Genomic DNA, 19495 nt, shown 5'->3' with positions numbered 1-19495 from the left:
AGACCAATGTGTCCGATAAAAATCAAAATCTCCAAGATCTTTTCCTCAACGCCCTGCGCCGCAGCAAAACACCGGTGACGATGTTTTTGGTCAAGGGCGTCAAGCTCCAGGGCATTATTACCTGGTTCGACAATTTCTCGCTTCTCCTCCGCCGCGATGGTCAGTCGCAGCTGGTCTATAAGCATGCGATTTCGACGGTGATGCCGTCGCATGACTTTGACCTGTCGTTGCTTGGCAACAACATCCGCGAAGTCCCTGCCACGAAAGGCAAGGCGTTGCAGGACGTCTTCCTGAATGCTGTGCGGCGGTCGGACGAATCGGTGACGATGTTTCTCGTTAACGGCGTGATGCTGCAGGGCGATATCGTGGCATTCGACTTGTTCTGCATGTTGCTCGAGCGCGAGCGGCAAGTGCAACTCGTCTATAAGCACGCGATTTCGACGGTGCAGCCGAACGGTCCGATCAATCTCACCGACAGTGGTGAAGATGGCGAAGCGACGACGCCTGATCGATCCCCTGACCCCCAAGATGACGGATAGCGTAGAAGAGGTCACGCGGGGCGCCGCCGCGTTGCTGGTCGTGCCCGAATGGCGCGGCCAGCGCCTCTCGCGCGATCTGGATGCGCGCGCCGAAGAGGCAAGGGGGCTCGCCGTCGCGATCGGGCTAAATGTCGTTGCGGTGCACCCGCTACGCTTGCGGCAGACGCGCGCCGCGACCTTGCTGGGCGTTGGCCAGATTGAAGCAATCAAGCCAGATATCGCGGCGAAAAATGTTCAACTGGTGATCGTCGACGCGGCACTGACCGCGATCCAGCAACGCAATCTGGAAACCGCGTTCGAGACGAAGGTGATCGATCGCACGGGTCTGATCCTTGAAATTTTCGGCGAGCGTGCCGCCACCGCCGAGGGGCGGTTGCAAGTTGAACTTGCCCATCTCGACTATCAGGCGGGACGGCTGGTGCGCAGCTGGACCCATCTCGAGCGCCAGCGCGGCGGCTTTGGCTTTCTCGGCGGTCCCGGCGAAACCCAGATCGAGGCCGATCGTCGGATGATCCGTGATCGTATGGCACGCATCCGGAGAAGCCTGGAAGATGCCCGGCGAACGCGGCAACTTCAACGTGCGAAGCGGCAACGCGCACCCTGGCCCGTGGTGGCGCTTGTCGGCTATACCAATGCTGGGAAATCAACCTTTTTCAATCGCCTGACGGGTAGTGACGTCATGGCGGAAGATATGCTCTTCGCCACCCTCGACCCGACGATGCGCGAAATTCGTCTACCCGGCATCGACAAGGCTATCCTGTCCGACACCGTCGGTTTCGTGTCCGACTTGCCGACCGAACTCGTCGCGGCCTTCAGGGCGACGCTTGAGGAAGTGACGACCGCCGATCTGATCGTCCATGTCCGCGACATCGTCCATCCGGACACTGATGCGCAATATGACGATGTGCGTGCGATCCTCGACTCCTTGGGTGTCAACGGACCGCAGGACGGGGAAGGGGATCGCGACACCCCTGCCGCCATTCCGCAAATCGAAATCTGGAACAAGATTGATACCGCGTATTCCGAACGTCGCGACGCGATCGAGGAAATGGCGGCGCGGCGCCCCGACGTCGCGCTCATATCGGCAGTGACAGGCGAAGGTGTGGAGGCGGCGCGGGTCTTGATGGCGGCGCAATTGACCGCGCTCCACGAAACGCAGCGGATATTTCTGAACTATAGCCAGGGTGAGGCGATGGCTTGGCTGCATGCGCGCGGCGAAGTGCTGACCGATGAACCCGTTGATGACGGCCATTGGCTGACCGTCCGGCTCGACCCGGCCGACCGTGCGCGTTTCGAACGGCTTTGGCCGACGGCTAAAGCCGCTCCGACGCCTTGACTGCCTGCCAATGCGCTTCGAGCGTATCGAGCGACAGGCCGGACAGGTTTCCACCGACGCGATCTTCAATCCCGGCGAAACGGCGCGCGAACTTGTCGTTCGCTGCGCGGAGCGCGCCTTCGGAATCGACGCCAAGGTGCCGCGCGTAATTGACCACAGCAAACAGCAGGTCGCCGATCTCTTCGGCGCGCTCCAGTTCGCTGGTCGCAGCCTCGACCTCTGCCAGTTCCTCGATGATCTTGCCCCGCGGCCCTTCAACATCGGGCCAGTCGAAACCAACCCGCGCCGCGCGGGATTGCAATTTCTGCGCACGCAGCAAAGCCGGCAGCGATAGCGCGACGCCGGCAAGCGCGCTCGTCGGACCATCGGCATCGCGTTCGGCGGCCTTGATTTGTTCCCATTGCTGGCGAACGTCGTCCGTCTTGGCATCGCCAAAGATATGCGGATGTCGCCGTTCCATTTTGTCGCTGATCGCGGTGGCGACATCGTCGAACCCAAATAGGCCGCGATCGGTCGCGATCTGGCTGTGAAAGACGACCTGGAGCAACAGGTCGCCAAGTTCGTCGCAAATGGCGTCGGGCTGCCCGCTGGCGATGGCGTCGGCAACCTCATAGGCTTCCTCGATTGTATAGGGGGCGATCGATTCAAAATCCTGCGCGAGATCCCATTCACAGCCGCCATCGGGATTGCGCAATTGGCGCATGATGGCACGCAGCCGGTCAATGGGAGAGGGCGAAGTGCTGGAGGTCATGTGTGTCAAGCCAACTTTGAAAAGAGAGTCTTTTGAGCATATTCGAAATGAGACTCTAACATATAGCCCATGCGGCCCTCGCGAAGAACTGGGGCCGGAGCGTCGATACCGCCATAGCGCAACGCGAACTCCTGGGGAGGGATCGGGCAATCCGCAAACGGATGACGGGCAGCGAGCGCACGTCAGGCGGCGCTGATCAGGCGGCGGATTAAGTTAAGAGATCAAATATGGCCGGATCCTGGAAAAAAGACCTTCGCGCGACGATACGCCAAGCTTCGTATATATTCGGCGGATATGCGTTCTCACGGTTTCCACTGACACGCCGCCCCGTTCCGCGAGCATATCTGCCGTAGCGCCATCGAGCATCCGCGCGAGAGTACGATATTCGGCTGCGGTGAGGCCGAAAATCTCTTCGAGATGCGGATAGGTGGTCGCCTGAGAGAATTCTGTCGAAACTAAAGACAGTGAATAAATGGGGGCAGGTGAACTGAGATCCATAGGGTCGATAGAAATTAGCAAATGACCATCCTGGACCGATATGGGAAGCATGGGTATCTTTTTTTCGAGATCGCTATTGTTTAGAAGAGATATGAGTGAATTCTGATCTTGCTTGTTTGACAGAGTTAAATTTCCATCGGATATGTTTATTTGATTAATTGAAGAAATTAGTTCAATTGCGCTACGATTTTCCCATATTACGCGCAAATCATGGCTAACAAACAAGCGTGGCAGCCTGTCATTATACAAAAATTTGACTGCTAGCTCGATGTTCTTCGAGCTAATATTTGTAAAATCCATAATTTTGCCGTGACTCTGCCGCAAAGGGTTTGTCTAAGTTAAGGAAATGCCAGTTTTTGCGAACGAACATTTGCGGATTGGCTGTTCGATGTGCTGCCGCTGCAGCCCTGGTAATCACTTAACGCTCGGAAATTAACAAAATAAATTCAGCCGCCACTGCCTTATATTAATTGAACAATTTTCAACTGTCCCACTATGACACATGGTGGAGAAGCGCACCGCGGGCGGTGGCGCAAAATCGTTCCAAAGGGACGCTCGGCGGCCCCCGGCGATGGTTAATCAAAATTAATAAATCTTACATCCCCAACCTTGGGGACGTGTTAGCCCGGCCCGGCCATTAAGAATTTGCTTACCACTGGGGGGCGAATCGAGGGTCGCATGTTCCCCCAGGGCGGCTGGTGTTGCGTGATTGCAACGCAGCCACTCGTCAATTCGAACGAATATGGGGAAAATTAATGAAAAAATTTGCCATCGCAGCGCTTGCTGCCACCACCGTCCTTGCAACTCCGGCGTATGCGCAGAGCGCCACGGCTTCGGACAGCTTCAACATCACTGGCAATGTCCAGAATGAGTGCAGCATCGATGATCCCAAGGACGTTACGTTCAACATCAACATCAACGAAGATTCGGGCGCCAACGCTCTTTTGATCAACGCGAATTCTTCGGATCAGCAGCGCATCTGGGTCAGCTGCAACTATGCAACGACCCTCACCGTTTCGGGTACCAAGCTGACCAACGCCGGCGGCGCAGCGGCTGCGGCGAATGATCCGAATGACTTCACGAACGTCATCAACTATTTCATCAAGCTCGAACCCGGCGCAGCTGGTGGTCCGATCCCGCAGGTTACGATGAACACGAAGAACGCCTCGAACACTACCTCGGGCAATGCTGTCGGCGCTTTCCATGATCAAGCGAAGCTGAACGTCGTGATTGCTCCGGGCGACAATCCCAAGCGTCCGGTTGCCGGCCAGTATACCGCTGTTGCAACGGTTACGCTCGGCGCACTCTGATCGCGTCGACTGAATGAAGGGAAAAGGGGGGAGGAGACTCCCTCCTTTTTCTTGATCCAATTGCTCAACCTTCGCAAGCCGACTGGTTGAATCATCCTGCGCGATCATCCGCGTTTGGGCCGGGGGGCTTTTTAGATGTTTCGAAACCTGCTGACCGCACTTGCGGTGCTGTTCTTCGTCGCCCTTCCTGTCCAGGCAGAAGCCGCGAGAGTGTCGCCCATGGTAGTGAACGTCACGCCGTCCGGTCGCGGGTCGATTGCCCGGATCGAACTGGCCAACCCTGCCGATCGCGAATTCCCGGTCGAAGTCATGATGATGCGGGGCGACATCAGCGAGGAGGGGGAACTGACGATGACCCCCGCAGATCAGGATTTTCTGGTATTTCCTGCGCAAATCGTCGTGAAACCACGAAGCCAGCAAGTGCTTCGCGTCCAATATGTGGGCGATGCCGATCTGGCAAAATCACAAATCTACTACGCCGCCGTCCGCCAACTGCCCGTGGAATTTGAACCGGGAGAATCTCAGGTTCAGGTCGTTGTGAATTTCAATGTCCTTGTGAACGTGGTTCCTGAAAACACGCGCGCGGAACCGATTGTCGAGATCATTGGTCCTGTGACACGTGAAGGCAAGCCCGGTATCGACGTTCGCGTCACCAATCGAGGAACCCGCTTTTTTCTGGCTGGCAATATCGCGTGGGACATAGCCGGTCGTACAGTCGAAGGCGTCGCGGTGAAGGTTCGCCGCACTCCTGAAGAAATGGCCAAGGCCGTGGGTGTCGGCGTGGTAGCACCGGACAAATCTCGCCGTTTCTTCATTCCTTTCGATCAGGTTTTAGAGCCAGCCACGATAAGCGCAGCGCCAGTATTATAATATGCGCAAAGCATGCAGAATTAAACGCGGCGCCTCCCGCCTCAGTTACCGGTTGGCCGCAGCGACCATATTATACGGCGCGATCTTGCCTGCGCCGGGCGTCGCTCAAACGCCATTGGTGGGTCCGGTTTCCGACAGCTTTCAGCCAATGACCGTGCCGCTGATCTGGCGCAATCGCGCCCTGAATGACATTTACATTCGCGCCAGCCCGGAGGGCGAGTACGAAATTGAAGCCAAGTCGCTCGAGGCGGAGTTGCGTCCGGTTCTGAACGAATTGGGCCAACGCCGATTGGCGGATGTTTTGGCCGGCAAGCTTTTTGTAACGCCCGAACAGATGAAGGATACCGGCTTCCGATTCTCGTTCAATCTGAACCGGCTGGAGCTGGTTGCCGAAGAGGTAGATCCCGATCTGGTGCCCGTTCAGTCTTTTGATGGATTGGCGAATCGACCAGATCGACTTCCGCCCACGATCAATCCTGCTCGCTTCAGCGCTTATCTCAACACCAATCTCGGACTGGTTTACCGGGAGGATCAGAAATCCCTCTCACCGGAGTTGTATCTTTCCGGTGCGGCAAGATACGGCCGCATTGTGGTCGAAGCGGAGGCGGGGTTCTCGGACAGTTTCGACGACAACTACCGCTTCTATCGCCAAGCGGTCCGCGCCATTTATGATGAGCCAGAGGCTCACCGGAGGTGGAGCGTGGGCGATCTCAGGCTTCCCGGAACGCAGTTGCTGGCGGCGCCCTTGATTGCCGGGGCGGCCGTTCAGAAATCCCGGCGCGTTTTTGATCCATATTATCCGACAGGCGTATTGGGGGGACGGCAGATCACCCTTACCAGTCCGTCGACGGTCGATATTTTGGTCAACGGTGCGCCGTACCGCTCGGTCGATCTGCAGCCGGGCCGATATGACATTTCGGATCTTCCTGTGGAGTTTGGCGCAAACGACATCCAGATGGTTGTTCGCGACGCTGCAGGGCGTCGGCAGGTAAGCGACTTTTCGACATTCTTTGACCCTCTGGACCTGATTGCGGGCGAGGATGAATATTCCGCGGCAGTCGGTGTGCGCTCCGACGAGATCGATTTTCAGCCCAAATATTCGAATGATCCGGTTGCCATGTTCAATTATCGCCGAGCATTGAGTGGGACATTGCTGCTGGGAGGGGGCGTTCAGTTGTCGAAGGACGTCCAACTTCTGTCCTTCGAGAGCCAGATTGTCCCGCAGCTTATTCCCGGTAGTTTCCAGCTTGCCGCTGCAGCGAGTGTCGGAAAGGGCGAGGGCGTCGCTCTCTCCGCCGGTTATCGATGGTATGGCGGGAGGGCGGAAACGCGAAAAGTCGCCAGTATCACGGTCGACTACCAAAGCGACGGATTTCGTTCCTTGGCTGATTTCGACCTGGCGACAGTCGGGCGTCTCACCGCGACTGCGAGCTACTCCCAATCCTTTACGACGCGGACGTTCATGTCCGTGGGCGCAGCGTACAGCAAAATCCGTGGGCGAAGCGACCAGTCAACCATTTACGCCGACGTAACCCGCAGGCTGACGCCGACGGTTAACCTGACAGGCGGGGCTGAGTATGGAACTGGCTCCATTTTCGGTAGAAGTTTCGGCATTCGGCTGGGGCTGACGATGGCGCTGGGCGGTCAACAGCGCGTCGACGCTTCCTATCAGAGCAGGCGGGACTATGCCCGGGCGACTTATTCGAAGGCGACGGACAATCATGCCGGAGCTTTTGGCTATTCCGTTGGGGTCCAGCGCTCACTTGGCATAAATTCAGTTGACGGATCGTTCGATTATATTGGCAATCGTTTTGACGCGCGCCTTTCCGTTGCGAGCGAGGGCGACGGCTTGGGGAATATAACCAATCGTCAGGTGGGCCGATTGCAGGTCGGTACATCGATCGCGTTCGCCGATGGAATATTGGGGGTCGGTCGGCCAATCAACGACGCTTTTGCGGTTGTCCGTGCGCACAAGACCGTGGAGTCCGAGGTAATCGCAGGACGCAACCTGAGCTCCAACGAGTATGAGGCATCCAGCGGAATTTTCGGTGCGGCGGTCGTCAATCGCCTGGTCTCCTACAGTCCTCAGGAGATTCAATACGACCTCAAAAATGGTGCCACGGGTTACGATATTGGATCGGGTGTCGAGCGCGTCATTCCACCTTACAGGGCAGGTTATTCGATCGAGGTGGGTAATGACCGGTTCGTCAGCGCGGTGGGTTTCTTGGAAATAAACGGGGCGCCAGCTTCGCTTGTATCCGGAAGGATAACATCGCAAACCGATGACGGTTTCGTCTCGCAGCTGTTCTTTACCAACTCGAGCGGACGATTTGGCATCATCGGGTTGGCTCCTGGCAAACATTACGTCGTAACCCTGAACGGGGGAGGCGTATTCAACCTCGAAGTTCCCGAAGATAATCGGGGATTGTTGCGCCTCGATCGCATCTCGGTCAGCAAATAACAGAAGAAGGGCGGGGATTATGCGTTACATCATCACTTTCCTGGCATTGGCCTTGGTTACGCAGCACGAGGTAGATGCTCGCGAATGCAACCCGACGTTTGCGGAGCGGTCCTATTCGGTAACGGTTCGCGCAGTCGAAATTGACGCTCGATCGGTTGCCGTCGAGAATCTTCAGCTGCGCGTGCTGAACGGCACCGATGTCAGCCGCACGCCAGCTGAAAATGCGGGGAACTGTGCTGCCGTGCTTCGCATATCGCGACCGGATGCCATGACCCTGCCTGGCTTTCCCACCTATCAGCTGCGCGCGCCCGCCAATCCCGACGTGGAGATTCTGGCGACTACCTCCCTAGGGAAAACCAGCCGGAGCGATATCATCCTGGGCGGTTTACCGGCTGGGCGACAGGGGCGCGCCGTTCCTTTGCAAATCATCGTTCCGACCGAATGGGGTTTGAAGTCCGGATTCTATAGCGAACAGCTTTTGTTATCGTTGTACGATGAGAGCGGGACGCTGCGGGATCAGGCGACGGCTAATGTGGCGATCAATATCCCGGCTGCCGTATCAATCCGTATCGTCGGGGCGGTAGGGAGCAGGGGCGGCGGCGGTGCCAGAATCGATCTGGGAAATATATCATCGACACAGGATATGCGTTCGCAGCCTTTCGGCGCGCGCATTTTGAGCACAACGGCCTACGGCGTATCATTCCGGTCAGAAAACTCCGGGGCGCTTCTCAATGTGAATGGTTCTGGCAGCATTCCTTATCGTCTCTTCTACGAGGGAAAGCTGGTTGATCTGAAAGGCGCCAATTTTTTCCCGGAGCCGTCTCACACACCGGCCTCGGGTGACGTACGGCCCTTGCAAGTGATCGTGCCGGCGACAAACGCCAAGCCTGCTGCCGGTCTTTACCGGGATCGGGTCACCGTTCAGGTTACTGCTATTTAGTTAGATTGCGGTCATCCCGAAGCTGATGGACAATGCTGACCGCAGTTCAGCGACATTTACCGCCACCGCTACGTGCTCGAACGAAGGCCCCGACCGAAATACGATATCGCTTACGCCTGACGAGGCAAGCATCACCGCGTTCCCTGCATAGATCACTTCGACCCGTTCATCAGAAAGGAGTGGACGATGCGAGGCCATTACGCGGAAGCCCCGCCCGCTGTTGCAGGCCTCCGTGATCGTCGCCAAAATGGGGCTGTGGCCGGGAGCGATTGCGATCGTGTTGGCCTGCATATGGCAAGACTCGGGAACATTGACCGAAATGCGCATGTTGCCGCGGGAATTATCTTGCGCGTAAGCAAACCCTGCCGGCGTGAGGGAGGCGAGGATGGCGATCATTGAAGATAGCGGACGCATGTATATCCTTCCGGCCGGTTGATGCGCTCCGCTCTACGAGGGATGGATTAAAAATTGATGGATGGCGAATTCGGGTCTCTCAACAGGGAGACGATCTGGATCGGCTGTTAGAGGACGTGTCATCAGCGGTCGGGGGAGAGCGTCGGAGAAAATCGATAATCCATCACACGCGATTTCGAGGATCCGATCAAGCTGCAATTATCCGATAATATATATTATGTTAAATTAGTATGGGAAGTGGAGCGATCGGCTGACTGTTTCTCCACCATGGACGCGGCCCCCCGCATGACACCAATGGCTTCGTCCAACTCGCATCCTTTGACACGGACAGGCGTTAATCCTTCTCAACCGGAAGGACCAACACGTGAAAATTCCATATTATTTTGCTGGTGCGCTTTTGCTGGCAGGCTGCAATCCGCCATCAGACGAAAAGGCCGACACATCGGCGCCGGTCAACGTCGCTCAGGATAGCGATAGCCTCGCATTCATCGCTGCCAAGGATGATGCGACCGGTTTCAATGCATCCCCCGTCCTGCGCGCGCAGGTCCTGCTCGACCATCTCGGCTTCTCGCCCGGCGTGATCGACGGAAAGGAAGGCGCATCCTATGTCGGGGCACTTCGGGGATTCCAGACGGCTCATGGCCTCGATGAGACCGGGAAACTCGACGCAGCAACCGAACAGGCGTTGCAACGCTGGCGCCAGATACCCGCAACGCGGCTCGTGATCATTCCTGCCGGCTTCGCCAAGGGGCCCTTCGTGCCGGCCTTCCCAAAAGACGCTGCCGAGCAGGCCAAATTGCCCGCGCTTGGCTATCGCAATCTGACCGAAGCGCTGGCCGAACGTTTCCATACCACGCCCGAAACCTTGGTTGCCCTGAACAGCCCGTCGACCCTTGTTGGCGCGGGCCTCCCCTTCCGCGTTCCCAATATTCCCGACATCGACCGTGCGACGCTGGGCGAGGATGCGCGGGGCTGGAACGCGACGCTCGAACGGCTGGGTGTCGCGCCCACGCAACCCGCCGCCGCAAAGGTCGTCGTCGATAAATCCGAGGGCGTGCTGAAAGTCTATGATGCGGACGATAAACTCGTCGCGCAGTTCCCGGCCACCATGGGAAGCAGCCGCGACCCGCTTCCGATCGGGACGTGGAAGATCCAGGGCGTCAGCCGTAATCCCGATTTTCATTATAATCCCAAGCTCTTCTGGGACGTCAGCAACAGCAAAGAAGCTGTTTTGCTGCAGCCCGGCCCGAACAGCCCGGTCGGCGTCGTGTGGCTCGATCTCAACAAGCCGCACTATGGCATTCATGGAACGAGCGAGCCGCATACGATCGGCCGTGCCGAGAGCCATGGCTGTGTCCGGCTGACAAATTGGGACGCGGCCCGGCTCGCGCAGATGGTCAAGCCAGGTACGCCCGCGATATTCCAGGATTAGCCTAGCTGAGGGAAGGACTCCGGGCCGCGTTGCCGTAATTAAACCATATCGACGCGCGTTTTCGCTCCACCCCGCCCTTTCGCCCGGTCATCGGCGAAACCGGACGCCCCATTCGCGGGTTCATCTCCTGCGAGACCTCGGTTTCTCGCGACAAGAGCTTTCCGATCCCGTCGGCCCGGCGTTTCAGGAAGAGATGATATGCAGCTGTTCAGTCCCGATCTTTTATGGCCAATCTTCGGCGCGATTGTCGCGGGAGGTATATTGGGTGCCGAACGCGAGTATCGCGCCAGTCCCGCGGGACTGCGTACCCACATTCTGGTCGCCCTCTCCTGCTGCCTGCTGATGCTGTCGGCGGTGCATCAGATGGCATGGCTCAATGATGCGCCGCCTGAGGTTATCCGGATTGATCCGGTGCGCATGGCGCATGGGATATTGACCGGCGTTGGCTTTTTGTGCGGCGGGGTGATCTTTCGCGAAGGTTTCAATGTCCGCGGGCTCACCACGGCTGCGTCGCTCTGGACGACCGCTACGCTTGGTATCTTGTTCGGAATCGGTTTCTACGAGCTGGCGATTTTTGGCGCGCTGGCATCGCTTCTGGTTCTGGCTGCCGTGGCCATCACGGAAACGCGCGCGCCGCAGCGCCGGGTCGTGCATCTCAAGGCGCGCTATCGCAGGTCGGCTGGTACGTCGTTGTCGGCATTTGGCGCGACGCTCACGGCGCACGGCCTCGACGCGATTACGATCGACCAGCAACTGGTCGACGATATCATGGAATATGGCGCAACTGCGCATGGCTATGAGGAGGAGCGAGGCGAGCGTCTCGCGGCGAGTTGGACAGCCGACCCCGCGGTCACCGGCTTCGAAATCCGTCCGCAACAGGCGTAATGCGCTCTGCCTTAGGGAACCAATAGCGGCCGTGCGCGTTTCATATATCTGTCCATTCGACGGAATGGCAGAATTTAAGTACCGTCTTCGGACGGACTTTAGGAAAGCCCCGTTGCAGCGATGTAACGGGGCTTACCTTTTTCGGCCCAAAAAGCGAAAATCGCCGGCACTCAATATATCTCATGCCAGTTTTCGACTTCCGACGAGCTATTTGCCAATCCCAGGCAGATCAAGCCCGGCCGAGCGACGGAGGTGCCGAGCCGCTCAAGCCGATATTCCAATCGTCGACACTGAAAGCCGTCAACGCGCTCTTCAGACGTCACAGTCAACGTGCCCTTGGAGGCCTTTCCCTGCCAGCGATGCATGTGGCCAACCGGCCAACTGCCCGCACGCTTGGCCCGCTCGTTATATCGCCCACTAAACTCGTCGAAGGGGAAAGTGGGCCGGCCATCGAGCGCGATCCCGCCTTCGCAATCATTGCAACTGACTTCGCCGAACTTGTTATATTCGGCCTTTTTTGCCTCGACATCGGGGGGCGTTTTGAGGTCGTCGATATAGCGAACCTTGGCCGCCGTCGGCGGCGCGGAGCTGGCCGAGGCGGGCGCCGTCGCCTGCGCATCCTGAGGGGGACGCGAAACTTCCTCGCTCGTTTCCCCGTCCGGGTGTGGAGCGACCGCATCATTGACCGCATCCTCCACGATATTCTCTGCGGTTCGTTCGACCTTTTCGACCGCGCGATCGGCGAGGCGTTTCAAAAACCCCTGGGCCTGCGCTCCATTGGCGAAGGCCAGAAGAGCAGTAGCGGCGGCGGCGGCGCGCAAGATATATTGCATGATGAATTCCTGATTTCTTTAGGATACAGCAAAAAGTCAGCCGAAATCGGTGGTCAGTGTCGCGGTGAGCCGCCGCGGGAAATTATAAAGATAGACCCCCGACGAGCCGTTCGCCCAACCGAACTTGTTACCGATGTTCGCCAGCTGGACCCGAAGCGTGGCCGGCCCCTTGCCAATGTGGAAACGATAGCGCCCGCCGACCGATGCGATCGCGCGCGCCGGGATGACAAGCTTGCCATCGGTGCTGGCGATGCGGTCGGACGTGCTTTCGACCACGAGGTCGATCGAAAAATCGGGGGCGAAAGTCGGTCGGTAGTCAAGAACGGCAGTCGAAAGCCGGCCGAAACTCGCCAGCGGTTTGCGCCCGACCAGCCCGCTGTCGACGGCGTCGCCCGACAGTTTGGCGTCGATCAACGCCGTCCCGGCAATGGCGGTAAGCCCCGGTGCAAGTTGGCCCGAAAGCGAGAATTCCGCGCCGCGGTGGCGCACGTCGCCCAGCTGGCGAAAAACCCGCGCGGCATCCAGCGAATAGAAGGGCTTTGTCACGTCGAACAAGCCGGCCACGACACGGATGTCGGGCGTGATCGACCAGCGAACGCCGCCGTCGATCTGGCGTGTACGGATGGCAGGGGGCGCGTCGTCCCGGTTGACCGCGACGCCGGGGGCGACCGGGCTTTCTTCGAGACCCTGGGTATAGCCAGCATAGAATGCGAGCGAGGGCGAGGCATGGAATGCGGCGGTGGCGTTGAAGAGCAGCGGATCGTCGGTCGTCCTGATCACCGGGGCATCGGGATCGAGTACGCGCTTGCGATAATCTGTCTTCTGGAGGCCAAGACTGATCTCACCGACGTCTTTCCACCTGCCCTCATAAGCAATTCCCGCAGTCCATTGACGCACGGTGTCGCGCGTCTGCACGCCAAAGACCGACACGGGTTCGGGAAAGACGACCGGTTCCGCGAGTGGATGATTGCCGACGAAGATCGCGGTATCGCCGCCATAACTGCGCACACGATTGCGGCCTTTGAAGGAGAGGTGCAGCGCGTGCAGTCGCGGCCCTTCGGAAAAGCGCCGCGACAACCGGACTTCCCCGCTTGTCGACGCCGAACGGCGGCCCGGTTCCGCGATCACCAGTTCATCGGCTGTACCATCCTCCCCCACTTGGAGGAAAAGCTGGGTGTGCGAACGGTCGAGGTCGAGGATCGAGCGAAGAGCACCTGCCTTCAGTGTCCAATCGCCCATCACCGCCGATGCGATCACGCCGGTATTGACCGTTTGACCATCGTTCGTTGCCCATTTCTGGCCGAGCCGCTTCACGCGCTCGATCCGCGGGGGCAAATAATCGCCACCCGTCAGCAACAAGGGCTGGCTTTCTTCGTCAGAAATTCCGGTGCGGCTCCAAAAAGGGGTGATCGTAACACCGTCGACCGGCGCCCAGCGCGCGATGAGTGCGGCGGTGCGATAGTCCGCGCGCCCGCCGGTATGCGTCCTGTCGGCGATCAATCCCAGCCCCGCGCCGACCGCGAGACGGTCGGTGACCGGAAGCTGCGCATCGACCTCCAGCGCCGCCGACCCCAGCGGACCCAGCCGCGCGCCGAGACTGACGAGTGATTTGCCGCCCGGGGTGCGCAGGCCATAGTCCGCGATGCCCGTCGGCGCAGGAAAAGGATAGCTTTGCGCCGAAAGTCCGACGCGCATCTGCAAGCTGCTGATCAGCCGGTCGGTGAAACTACCCTGCTGGTCGATATAGAGGCCATCGAGACGGATATTGCCCGCCTCTGCAGCCGAGAAACCGCGGACATAATTGGGGTTATAGATACCGATCTGCTCGCCGCCGATCGAAGTGCCAAAGGCGTCCTCGGCGCTCGTGGTCGCATTATCGTCGGCGCGCTGGGCGGAGGCGGCGTTCGGCGCGACGGCAAGCGTCAGCGCGAGCGCAGTGATGGAGGCACGGCGCATCAGATCACCGCCTTCATACGACGGCGGACATCTTCCCAGTCGGTCATGAACATCGCTGCGGCAAGACGCGCTGCGGGACGCTCGGGATCGAGCCGGTCGCCGCGCAGATTGTCATTCTCCTGCGAATAGCTCGACATGTGGACGAGAAGCGGATGCACGCCCTTCGCACCCGGCTGATACCAGCTGCGATCGTGCTGCAACTCCAGCGCGAGTGGTCGCGGGACCCAGGCATATTCGGAATCGGCGTCATATGCGGGAAGCTGGTCGGCGACATAGAGTCCATAGGCCGCCCCGGTGCGGATCTGGAAACCGCCGCCCTGTACGCCCTCGGCCTGCACCTGTCGGCGCGCCATCATGTCATAAGGGTTCAGGAAGACGCGCAGGACGGCCCCTTCTTCCGATGGCGTAATATGCCGACCGTCGCGCAAAATCGTTCCCGCCCTGCCCTCGACAACGCTTTTTGCGATGATGCTGAAGGTAGCGCCCACCAGCCGGACATCTTCGAGCGTTGGAACGACCGAAATGTTGATGTCGGCTTGAAGGCTGGTGCCGCGCACGTCGCGCAGCGAAGGCTGCTGCATCAGTGCATCGAAAACGACCATCGCACGGCGGCGGAGCAAATCGATTTCGGCAACCGGGATGCGGGCGAGGTTGTTCGGCTGATGAACATGGATGTCGGGTGTTTTGGAATACCAGCCGGGCAGGCCGGCACCCGGCCCCGGCGTACCGGTGGCCCAACGCTCCATCAGTTTCTTCGGGGCGCGACTGTCACCGGGTGCGGCCAGCGCAGCGGGAATGGTCGGCGTTGCGACAAAAAGGCCCAGCATGGCGAGTTTGGACAGCGATTGTTTCATGAGATTGGCTTTCTGGATGGGGTCAAAGTCAGCCGGGCAAGCCAAGCGCGCCGCCAACGATTCCGCGCAGCAGGCCGCGCTTCTTCTTCGGTTTGGCATCGGCCGCAGGCGCGTCGGAATCGGTGTCCGCTCCGCTCATCAGCGACGCGAGATCGACGCCCAGCATGCCCATGTGCGTTGCCTTGGTGCGCAGCTTGACCCCCCATCCGGCGGGCGCTTCGCGCGGCGACCCGTAATTTGTCTCGGGGCCATAGGCCGTCATCATCAGCATCGCCGATTCCGATGCCTTGCCGACCGCCGACGGGACGATGCATTCGGTGGATTCGGGGGTGAGAAGGATGCGCTGTTGCACAAGCCGCGCGATGTCGAATTGCTCCAGATAGTCTGGCAGCGCCATGCCGGGCATGCGCACCGCGCTTGACGTCCACATGACGATGGTGCCGTTCTCGCGCGCGCCGGTCACGGTCATGATATAGCCTCGGGCATTGGCGAGCGCCGGCCAGCTGACCTTGACCGCCCCCGACGCGAGATCGGCGCTGCGCGGGGCGAGCGGCGCGAGGAAGTCATTCCCGCCGGCAACGGCGAAACGCATCTCAGGCGAATAATTGCCCTGCACGACATGATCGCCGACGAGCGATGCCGCGCGCGGTACCCGCGTCCCATTCTTCCCCCCGGGCCATTCGCCATAGGTCGCGTGGCGCCCTGCCGACGGCGGCACCATCGCTTTCACATTGGGGATCGTGCCAAAGGGTGACGCCCCACCGGGCTTCATCGTCGCAAGATCGATGATGACCGGCTGGCCTGCGGGCGCATTTTCACCACAACCCCAATAAAGTTCGATCCGTCCCTTGGGGGCGTCCGCAGGGCCGGGCCGGTAGTCGGGCTTGCCGTCTTCCTTCGGCGCCGCCCCCCGAGGCGAAACAAGTGGCAGACGGTCGCCCGCGCGCAATGCCTGTGGCGGCAGATGTTCGGCGACCGGCGCGGAATTGGGGCGTGTCGATCCGAGCTGGAGCGACAGGTTTTTCTCGACGCCTGCGGGCTGGCCGGTTGCCATGCCCGACACGGTTTCGGCGGACAGCCAGTAAACGGCTTCGATCCTGGGCTTCGGGGCCTGCTGGGCAAAGGCGGCGGTCGCAAGGGCGAGCGCGCTCACAGTGAGCCCGCCGGTCATCATCGTCTTCATGGTACGAATTCCCTCTTATGGCTGCTTCGGTGCCGGGCTGACCGGCGGGGAGATGTGCAGACGCAGCCCCGGATGATCGATGACGAAGCGCCGGTCGGCGAACATGTCGATTCCGAGGATTGCCGCAGGCTGGTCGATGGTGAACCCCAGCACCTTGAATACCGGCAGGTCCGCGATGCGTATCTTGCGGTCTTCGATCTTGGCTTCGCCGATCGTCAATTCGTCGATCGGCACTTCGACGCTGGGCATCGCATGGTTCGTCGCACCTTTGATGTCCGACGCCTTGGCAAGTCCCGGGCTGTCGGGAGCAAGTCCGATCGCCCTTCCCGCCGCCCAGTTGATGATCGTCCCGCGCGCGCCGGTGTCCAATATTGCGGGAACCTGGACGCCGCCCAGGCGAATTGTCAGACGCGGTGCGCGCATATCGTCGAGGACGAAAGGAACCGTCGTCGAAAGCCCGGCGAGCATTTCAGCCTCGACCTTGGGCGTCATCCGCCAGCGGCCGCCCGGCATGTCCATCTCGACGGCAAAGTCCGCGATGATATCGGCGCCCAATATGCCGTCGATGCCAAGCTTGTCGGTTGGCCCGGGCGGAAGCAGCATGAGTTCGGGCGAACGAAAGCTATATCCGGCGACCTCGACCTGCTTGACCACTGTCGTTTCGACATCGGTTCGTCCGGCCGCGCCATCGAGCGGGTCCCCCGACAATTTGGCGACCAGTCCCGGCAGTTCTGCGCGCAGCTTCGGCATGATCGTGGTGCTGCTCGCAGCGGTGTCGATAACGAAGCGTTTCGGCGTCGAGCCGTCGATACTCACCTGAACGACCGGGTGACCCGACGGCAGAATTTCGAGCGGCTGCATGGCTGTCGACGGGGCGGTGACAGCCACCGGCTGTTCGGTGGCGGCGGCCCGCGCCTGCTCGGCGACGATCAGCGCGCCGAGCAGGCCGAATGCGACCAGACTATAACGATAACGAGTGTGGGCCATGGCCGATCTCCTGGCGGCGGGGAGCCGCGAACAGGGACCGGTTATGGCGGGCTCCGGGCGGGCACCACGCCTCTGCGACGAAGGCAGGCATCGGCTCGCCGGAGCGGATTCTCGCGCGACGAATGCGGACGCCGGTGCGACGAGCAAGGACGTCAACTGCGCCCACTTCCTTTATGCTGGTCGCGCACTACACATTGGAATTGCCATGCAGCTGAAGCCCGAACATCGTCAGACCATCTATCTGGTCGCCGCGACCTGGATCCTGTCCGGGATACTCTACATCATCCCCTATCATGTGTTCAGCGGCGCCGGCGTCTACGTCACCATCTCGGTCATCAACATATGCGTGATGGGCGCGCTACTTTCGGGCGGCGTCTATTGGGCGGTCAGGATCACGCGCCGCCGCAATATGGTGGTCCGGCTCGCTGCAATGGGCGCAGCGGTGTTCCTTGCCTCTGGAGTGCTCGCGCTGATCGACGCAACAACTGGCGAATGGATCGGACGGCTCGTCGTGTCGCCGCAACAATCCGCTCCCTTCGCGCTGCGCGCTACGAACAATTTTATCGCGCTCGTCTGGCAGTTCGCGCTGCTCGGCGCAGCGTTCACGGTGATCGAGGCGAACAAGCTGACGCGCGAACGCGAATTGGAACTTGCCGTAGCACGCGAAGCGGCAAGCCGCGCCGAAGCCGCCGCTAGCGCCGCCAGCCTCGCGGCGCTCCGCTATCAGCTCAACCCGCATTTCCTGTTCAACACGCTCAACGCGATCTCGTCACTGATCGTCACGAAAGAATATCGCACCGCCGATGCGATGCTCGCCAAGCTCTCAGAATTCCTGCGCGCGACATTGTCGTCCGAGCCCGACGCCTTGTTGCCGCTCGAAGACGAACTCGCAACGCTGCAACATTATCTCGAGATCGAAAGCGTCCGCTTCGGCGAACGGCTCGCGGTCGAATTCATCTGTCCCCCTGCGCTTAACAGTGCGCTGGTGCCCGGCTTCCTCCTTCAGCCGCTGATCGAAAATGCCATCAAATATGCGCTCGCTCCGTCCACGGTACCAGTGACGATCAAGGTCGAAGCGTCGAGCGACGATAATATATTGCTCGTCTCGGTCGAGGACGACGGGGCCGGTCAGGAAAAGGATGCAAGGCCCGGCACCGGCGTCGGCATCGCCAATGTCCGCCAGCGGTTGGAGACGCTCTATGGAACCAGTGGCAGCCTTGAAACGCTGAAACGCGAGCGCGGCTTCCTTGCGATCGCGCGCCTGCCGCTCGAGCGGCGCAGCGACGAGCTTGCAGCATGAACCCGCTGCGCGTCCTGCTGGTGGACGACGAGCCGCTGGCACTCCGGCGCCTCGAAACGCTGTTTGGCGACATTGACGATGTTGAGGTCGTGGGAACGGCTTCGACCGGTGAAGAGGCGGAAGAGCGGATCGCGGCGCTCAAGCCCGACCTTGTTATGCTCGACATCTCTATGCCGCAAAAGAGCGGCATCCGCGTGGCCGCCGATCTCGTCGCCGATCCGCGTCCCGAAATCATCTTCGTCACTGCGTTTGAACAATATGCGCCCGACGCCTTTGAGGTGGATGCTGCCGACTATCTTCTAAAGCCCGTCCGGTTCGACCGGCTGCGCCAGGCCGTCGAGCGGGCGCGGCGGCGGCGCGCGATGCGCGATGCCGCCGACCGGGTCGCCAGCGCCCCGCCAGAGGAAATTCGCGAGGAAGCGATCTGGGTTCAGGTCGCCAGTGGCAACCTTCGTCTTCCGATTGCCCAAATCGAATGGGTAGAGGCTGCGCGCGACTATGTGCTGCTCCATACCTCGACGCGAAGTCACATCCACCGCATTTCGATGACCGCACTGGAGCAACTGCTCGATCCGCGGCTGTTGACGCGCGTGCACCGATCGACCTTCATACGGCCCGCACTGGTGAAAGCCGTGCAGCGGCTCGGCAAAGGGCTCATCGCGCTCGAGATGGAAGATGGCGCAATCGTGCAGGTAGGGCCGAGCTACGTCCGGGTCGTACTCGACCGCCTCGGCCTTGCCTGACGCATTCGTCTCACCGACGTCGGCCTTAGTCGAGGCGCGAGCACACCGGTCGCACAACGATCCGGTTTCGAAGCAAGCGCAAGGCGCCGGAACCTGGCCTCCCATATCGTGAAGATCGCGGCATCGAGCCGCAAACAGAGACGACCGGACGGCCCCGCGCTGCTTCTGGTTCTCTCTGTTCCACCTTCACAGACGATGGAGCC

Annotated in this window: 18 protein-coding genes; 10 read left to right on the top strand and 8 right to left on the bottom strand. The window is 60.0% G+C overall.

The genetic code is table 11. The features are described 5' to 3' along the window. Window positions 1–8 precede the first annotated feature (8 nt). Together hfq and hflX are read left to right on the top strand one after the other, a co-directional pair. Window positions 9–539 carry an RNA chaperone Hfq gene (gene hfq / locus ACSYDV_RS09695; protein WP_438323586.1) on the top strand — a complete coding sequence of 177 codons (531 nt, stop codon included), beginning with the start codon at window positions 9–11 and terminating at the stop codon, window positions 537–539. Beyond that, the gene (gene hflX / locus ACSYDV_RS09690) at window positions 529–1875 is read left to right on the top strand and encodes a GTPase HflX (RefSeq protein WP_438323585.1); all 1347 of its coding nucleotides are present in this window, start codon (window positions 529–531) and stop codon (window positions 1873–1875) included. The genes hfq and hflX overlap by 11 nt, the downstream gene beginning before the upstream one ends. Here hflX and mazG read toward each other — a convergent pair. Both mazG and ACSYDV_RS09680 read right to left on the bottom strand, forming a co-directional pair. Continuing rightward, a complete protein-coding gene (gene mazG, locus ACSYDV_RS09685; protein ID WP_438323584.1) occupies window positions 1853–2626 on the bottom strand; it encodes a nucleoside triphosphate pyrophosphohydrolase in 774 nt (257 codons plus the stop codon). The genes hflX and mazG overlap by 23 nt on opposite strands. Before the next feature lie 213 nt (window positions 2627–2839). After that, window positions 2840–3424, bottom strand: coding sequence for a helix-turn-helix transcriptional regulator (locus tag ACSYDV_RS09680; protein WP_438323583.1), 585 nt, complete (start codon window positions 3422–3424; stop codon window positions 2840–2842). Between the two features lie 455 nt (window positions 3425–3879). Here ACSYDV_RS09680 and ACSYDV_RS09675 point away from each other — a divergent pair, with 455 nt between their 5' ends. The 4 genes from ACSYDV_RS09675 (at window position 3880) to ACSYDV_RS09660 (ending at window position 8705) form a co-directional block, all read left to right on the top strand. After that, a complete protein-coding gene (locus ACSYDV_RS09675; protein ID WP_438323582.1) occupies window positions 3880–4434 on the top strand; it encodes a hypothetical protein in 555 nt (184 codons plus the stop codon). Window positions 4435–4569: 135 nt separating this feature from the next. Beyond that, the gene (locus tag ACSYDV_RS09670; protein ID WP_438323581.1) at window positions 4570–5304 is read left to right on the top strand and encodes a fimbria/pilus periplasmic chaperone; all 735 of its coding nucleotides are present in this window, start codon (window positions 4570–4572) and stop codon (window positions 5302–5304) included. A gap of 148 nt (window positions 5305–5452) precedes the next feature. Beyond that, entirely contained in the window at window positions 5453–7765 is a 2313-nt protein-coding gene (locus ACSYDV_RS09665) for a fimbria/pilus outer membrane usher protein (RefSeq protein ID WP_438323580.1), read from the top strand. A 19-nt stretch (window positions 7766–7784) separates the two neighbouring features. Then, window positions 7785–8705 carry a hypothetical protein gene (locus ACSYDV_RS09660; protein WP_438323579.1) on the top strand — a complete coding sequence of 307 codons (921 nt, stop codon included), beginning with the start codon at window positions 7785–7787 and terminating at the stop codon, window positions 8703–8705. Here the strand turns inward: ACSYDV_RS09660 and ACSYDV_RS09655 are convergent, their stop codons facing one another. Next, window positions 8706–9119 (bottom strand): hypothetical protein, encoded by a 414-nt coding sequence (locus ACSYDV_RS09655; RefSeq protein ID WP_438323578.1) that lies wholly within the window; start codon window positions 9117–9119, stop codon window positions 8706–8708. Between the two features lie 370 nt (window positions 9120–9489). On the opposite strand from ACSYDV_RS09655, the gene ACSYDV_RS09650 reads away from it, so the two are divergent. Together ACSYDV_RS09650 and ACSYDV_RS09645 are read left to right on the top strand one after the other, a co-directional pair. Continuing rightward, a complete protein-coding gene (locus tag ACSYDV_RS09650) occupies window positions 9490–10551 on the top strand; it encodes a L,D-transpeptidase family protein (protein WP_438323663.1) in 1062 nt (353 codons plus the stop codon). Window positions 10552–10749: 198 nt separating this feature from the next. Continuing rightward, on the top strand, window positions 10750–11436 hold the full coding sequence (locus ACSYDV_RS09645) for an MgtC/SapB family protein (protein ID WP_438323577.1): 687 nt from the start codon (window positions 10750–10752) through the stop codon (window positions 11434–11436). A gap of 170 nt (window positions 11437–11606) precedes the next feature. On the opposite strand, the gene ACSYDV_RS09640 is transcribed toward ACSYDV_RS09645, so the two are convergent. The 5 genes from ACSYDV_RS09640 to ACSYDV_RS09620 are packed head-to-tail and all read right to left on the bottom strand — an operon-like array spanning window position 11607 to window position 17249. Then, entirely contained in the window at window positions 11607–12257 is a 651-nt protein-coding gene (locus ACSYDV_RS09640; protein WP_438323576.1) for a hypothetical protein, read from the bottom strand. Between the two features lie 48 nt (window positions 12258–12305). Then, window positions 12306–14225: a TonB-dependent receptor domain-containing protein gene (locus tag ACSYDV_RS09635; RefSeq protein ID WP_438323575.1), complete on the bottom strand. Its 1920-nt coding sequence runs from the start codon at window positions 14223–14225 to the stop codon at window positions 12306–12308. Beyond that, window positions 14225–15079, bottom strand: coding sequence for a hypothetical protein (locus ACSYDV_RS09630; protein WP_438323574.1), 855 nt, complete (start codon window positions 15077–15079; stop codon window positions 14225–14227). The genes ACSYDV_RS09635 and ACSYDV_RS09630 overlap by 1 nt, the downstream gene beginning before the upstream one ends. 28 nt (window positions 15080–15107) lie before the next feature. After that, window positions 15108–16262, bottom strand: a complete 1155-nt coding sequence (locus ACSYDV_RS09625) for a hypothetical protein (RefSeq protein WP_438323573.1) — start codon at window positions 16260–16262, stop codon at window positions 15108–15110. A 15-nt stretch (window positions 16263–16277) separates the two neighbouring features. Continuing rightward, window positions 16278–17249: an aspartyl protease family protein gene (locus ACSYDV_RS09620; protein ID WP_438323572.1), complete on the bottom strand. Its 972-nt coding sequence runs from the start codon at window positions 17247–17249 to the stop codon at window positions 16278–16280. Between the two features lie 205 nt (window positions 17250–17454). On the opposite strand from ACSYDV_RS09620, the gene ACSYDV_RS09615 reads away from it, so the two are divergent. Both ACSYDV_RS09615 and ACSYDV_RS09610 read left to right on the top strand, forming a co-directional pair. Next, window positions 17455–18549 carry a sensor histidine kinase gene (locus tag ACSYDV_RS09615; protein WP_438323571.1) on the top strand — a complete coding sequence of 365 codons (1095 nt, stop codon included), beginning with the start codon at window positions 17455–17457 and terminating at the stop codon, window positions 18547–18549. Next, window positions 18546–19292 carry a LytR/AlgR family response regulator transcription factor gene (locus ACSYDV_RS09610; protein ID WP_438323570.1) on the top strand — a complete coding sequence of 249 codons (747 nt, stop codon included), beginning with the start codon at window positions 18546–18548 and terminating at the stop codon, window positions 19290–19292. Before ACSYDV_RS09615 ends, ACSYDV_RS09610 begins: the two co-directional genes overlap by 4 nt. The last annotated feature ends 203 nt before the right edge of the window (window positions 19293–19495 follow it).

This window comes from Sphingopyxis selenitireducens, assembly GCF_051550705.1.
Lineage (GTDB): Bacteria > Pseudomonadota > Alphaproteobacteria > Sphingomonadales > Sphingomonadaceae > Sphingopyxis.
The sequence above is the reverse complement of the archived record's forward strand: the minus strand, read 5'-3'. Positions and strand labels throughout refer to the sequence as shown.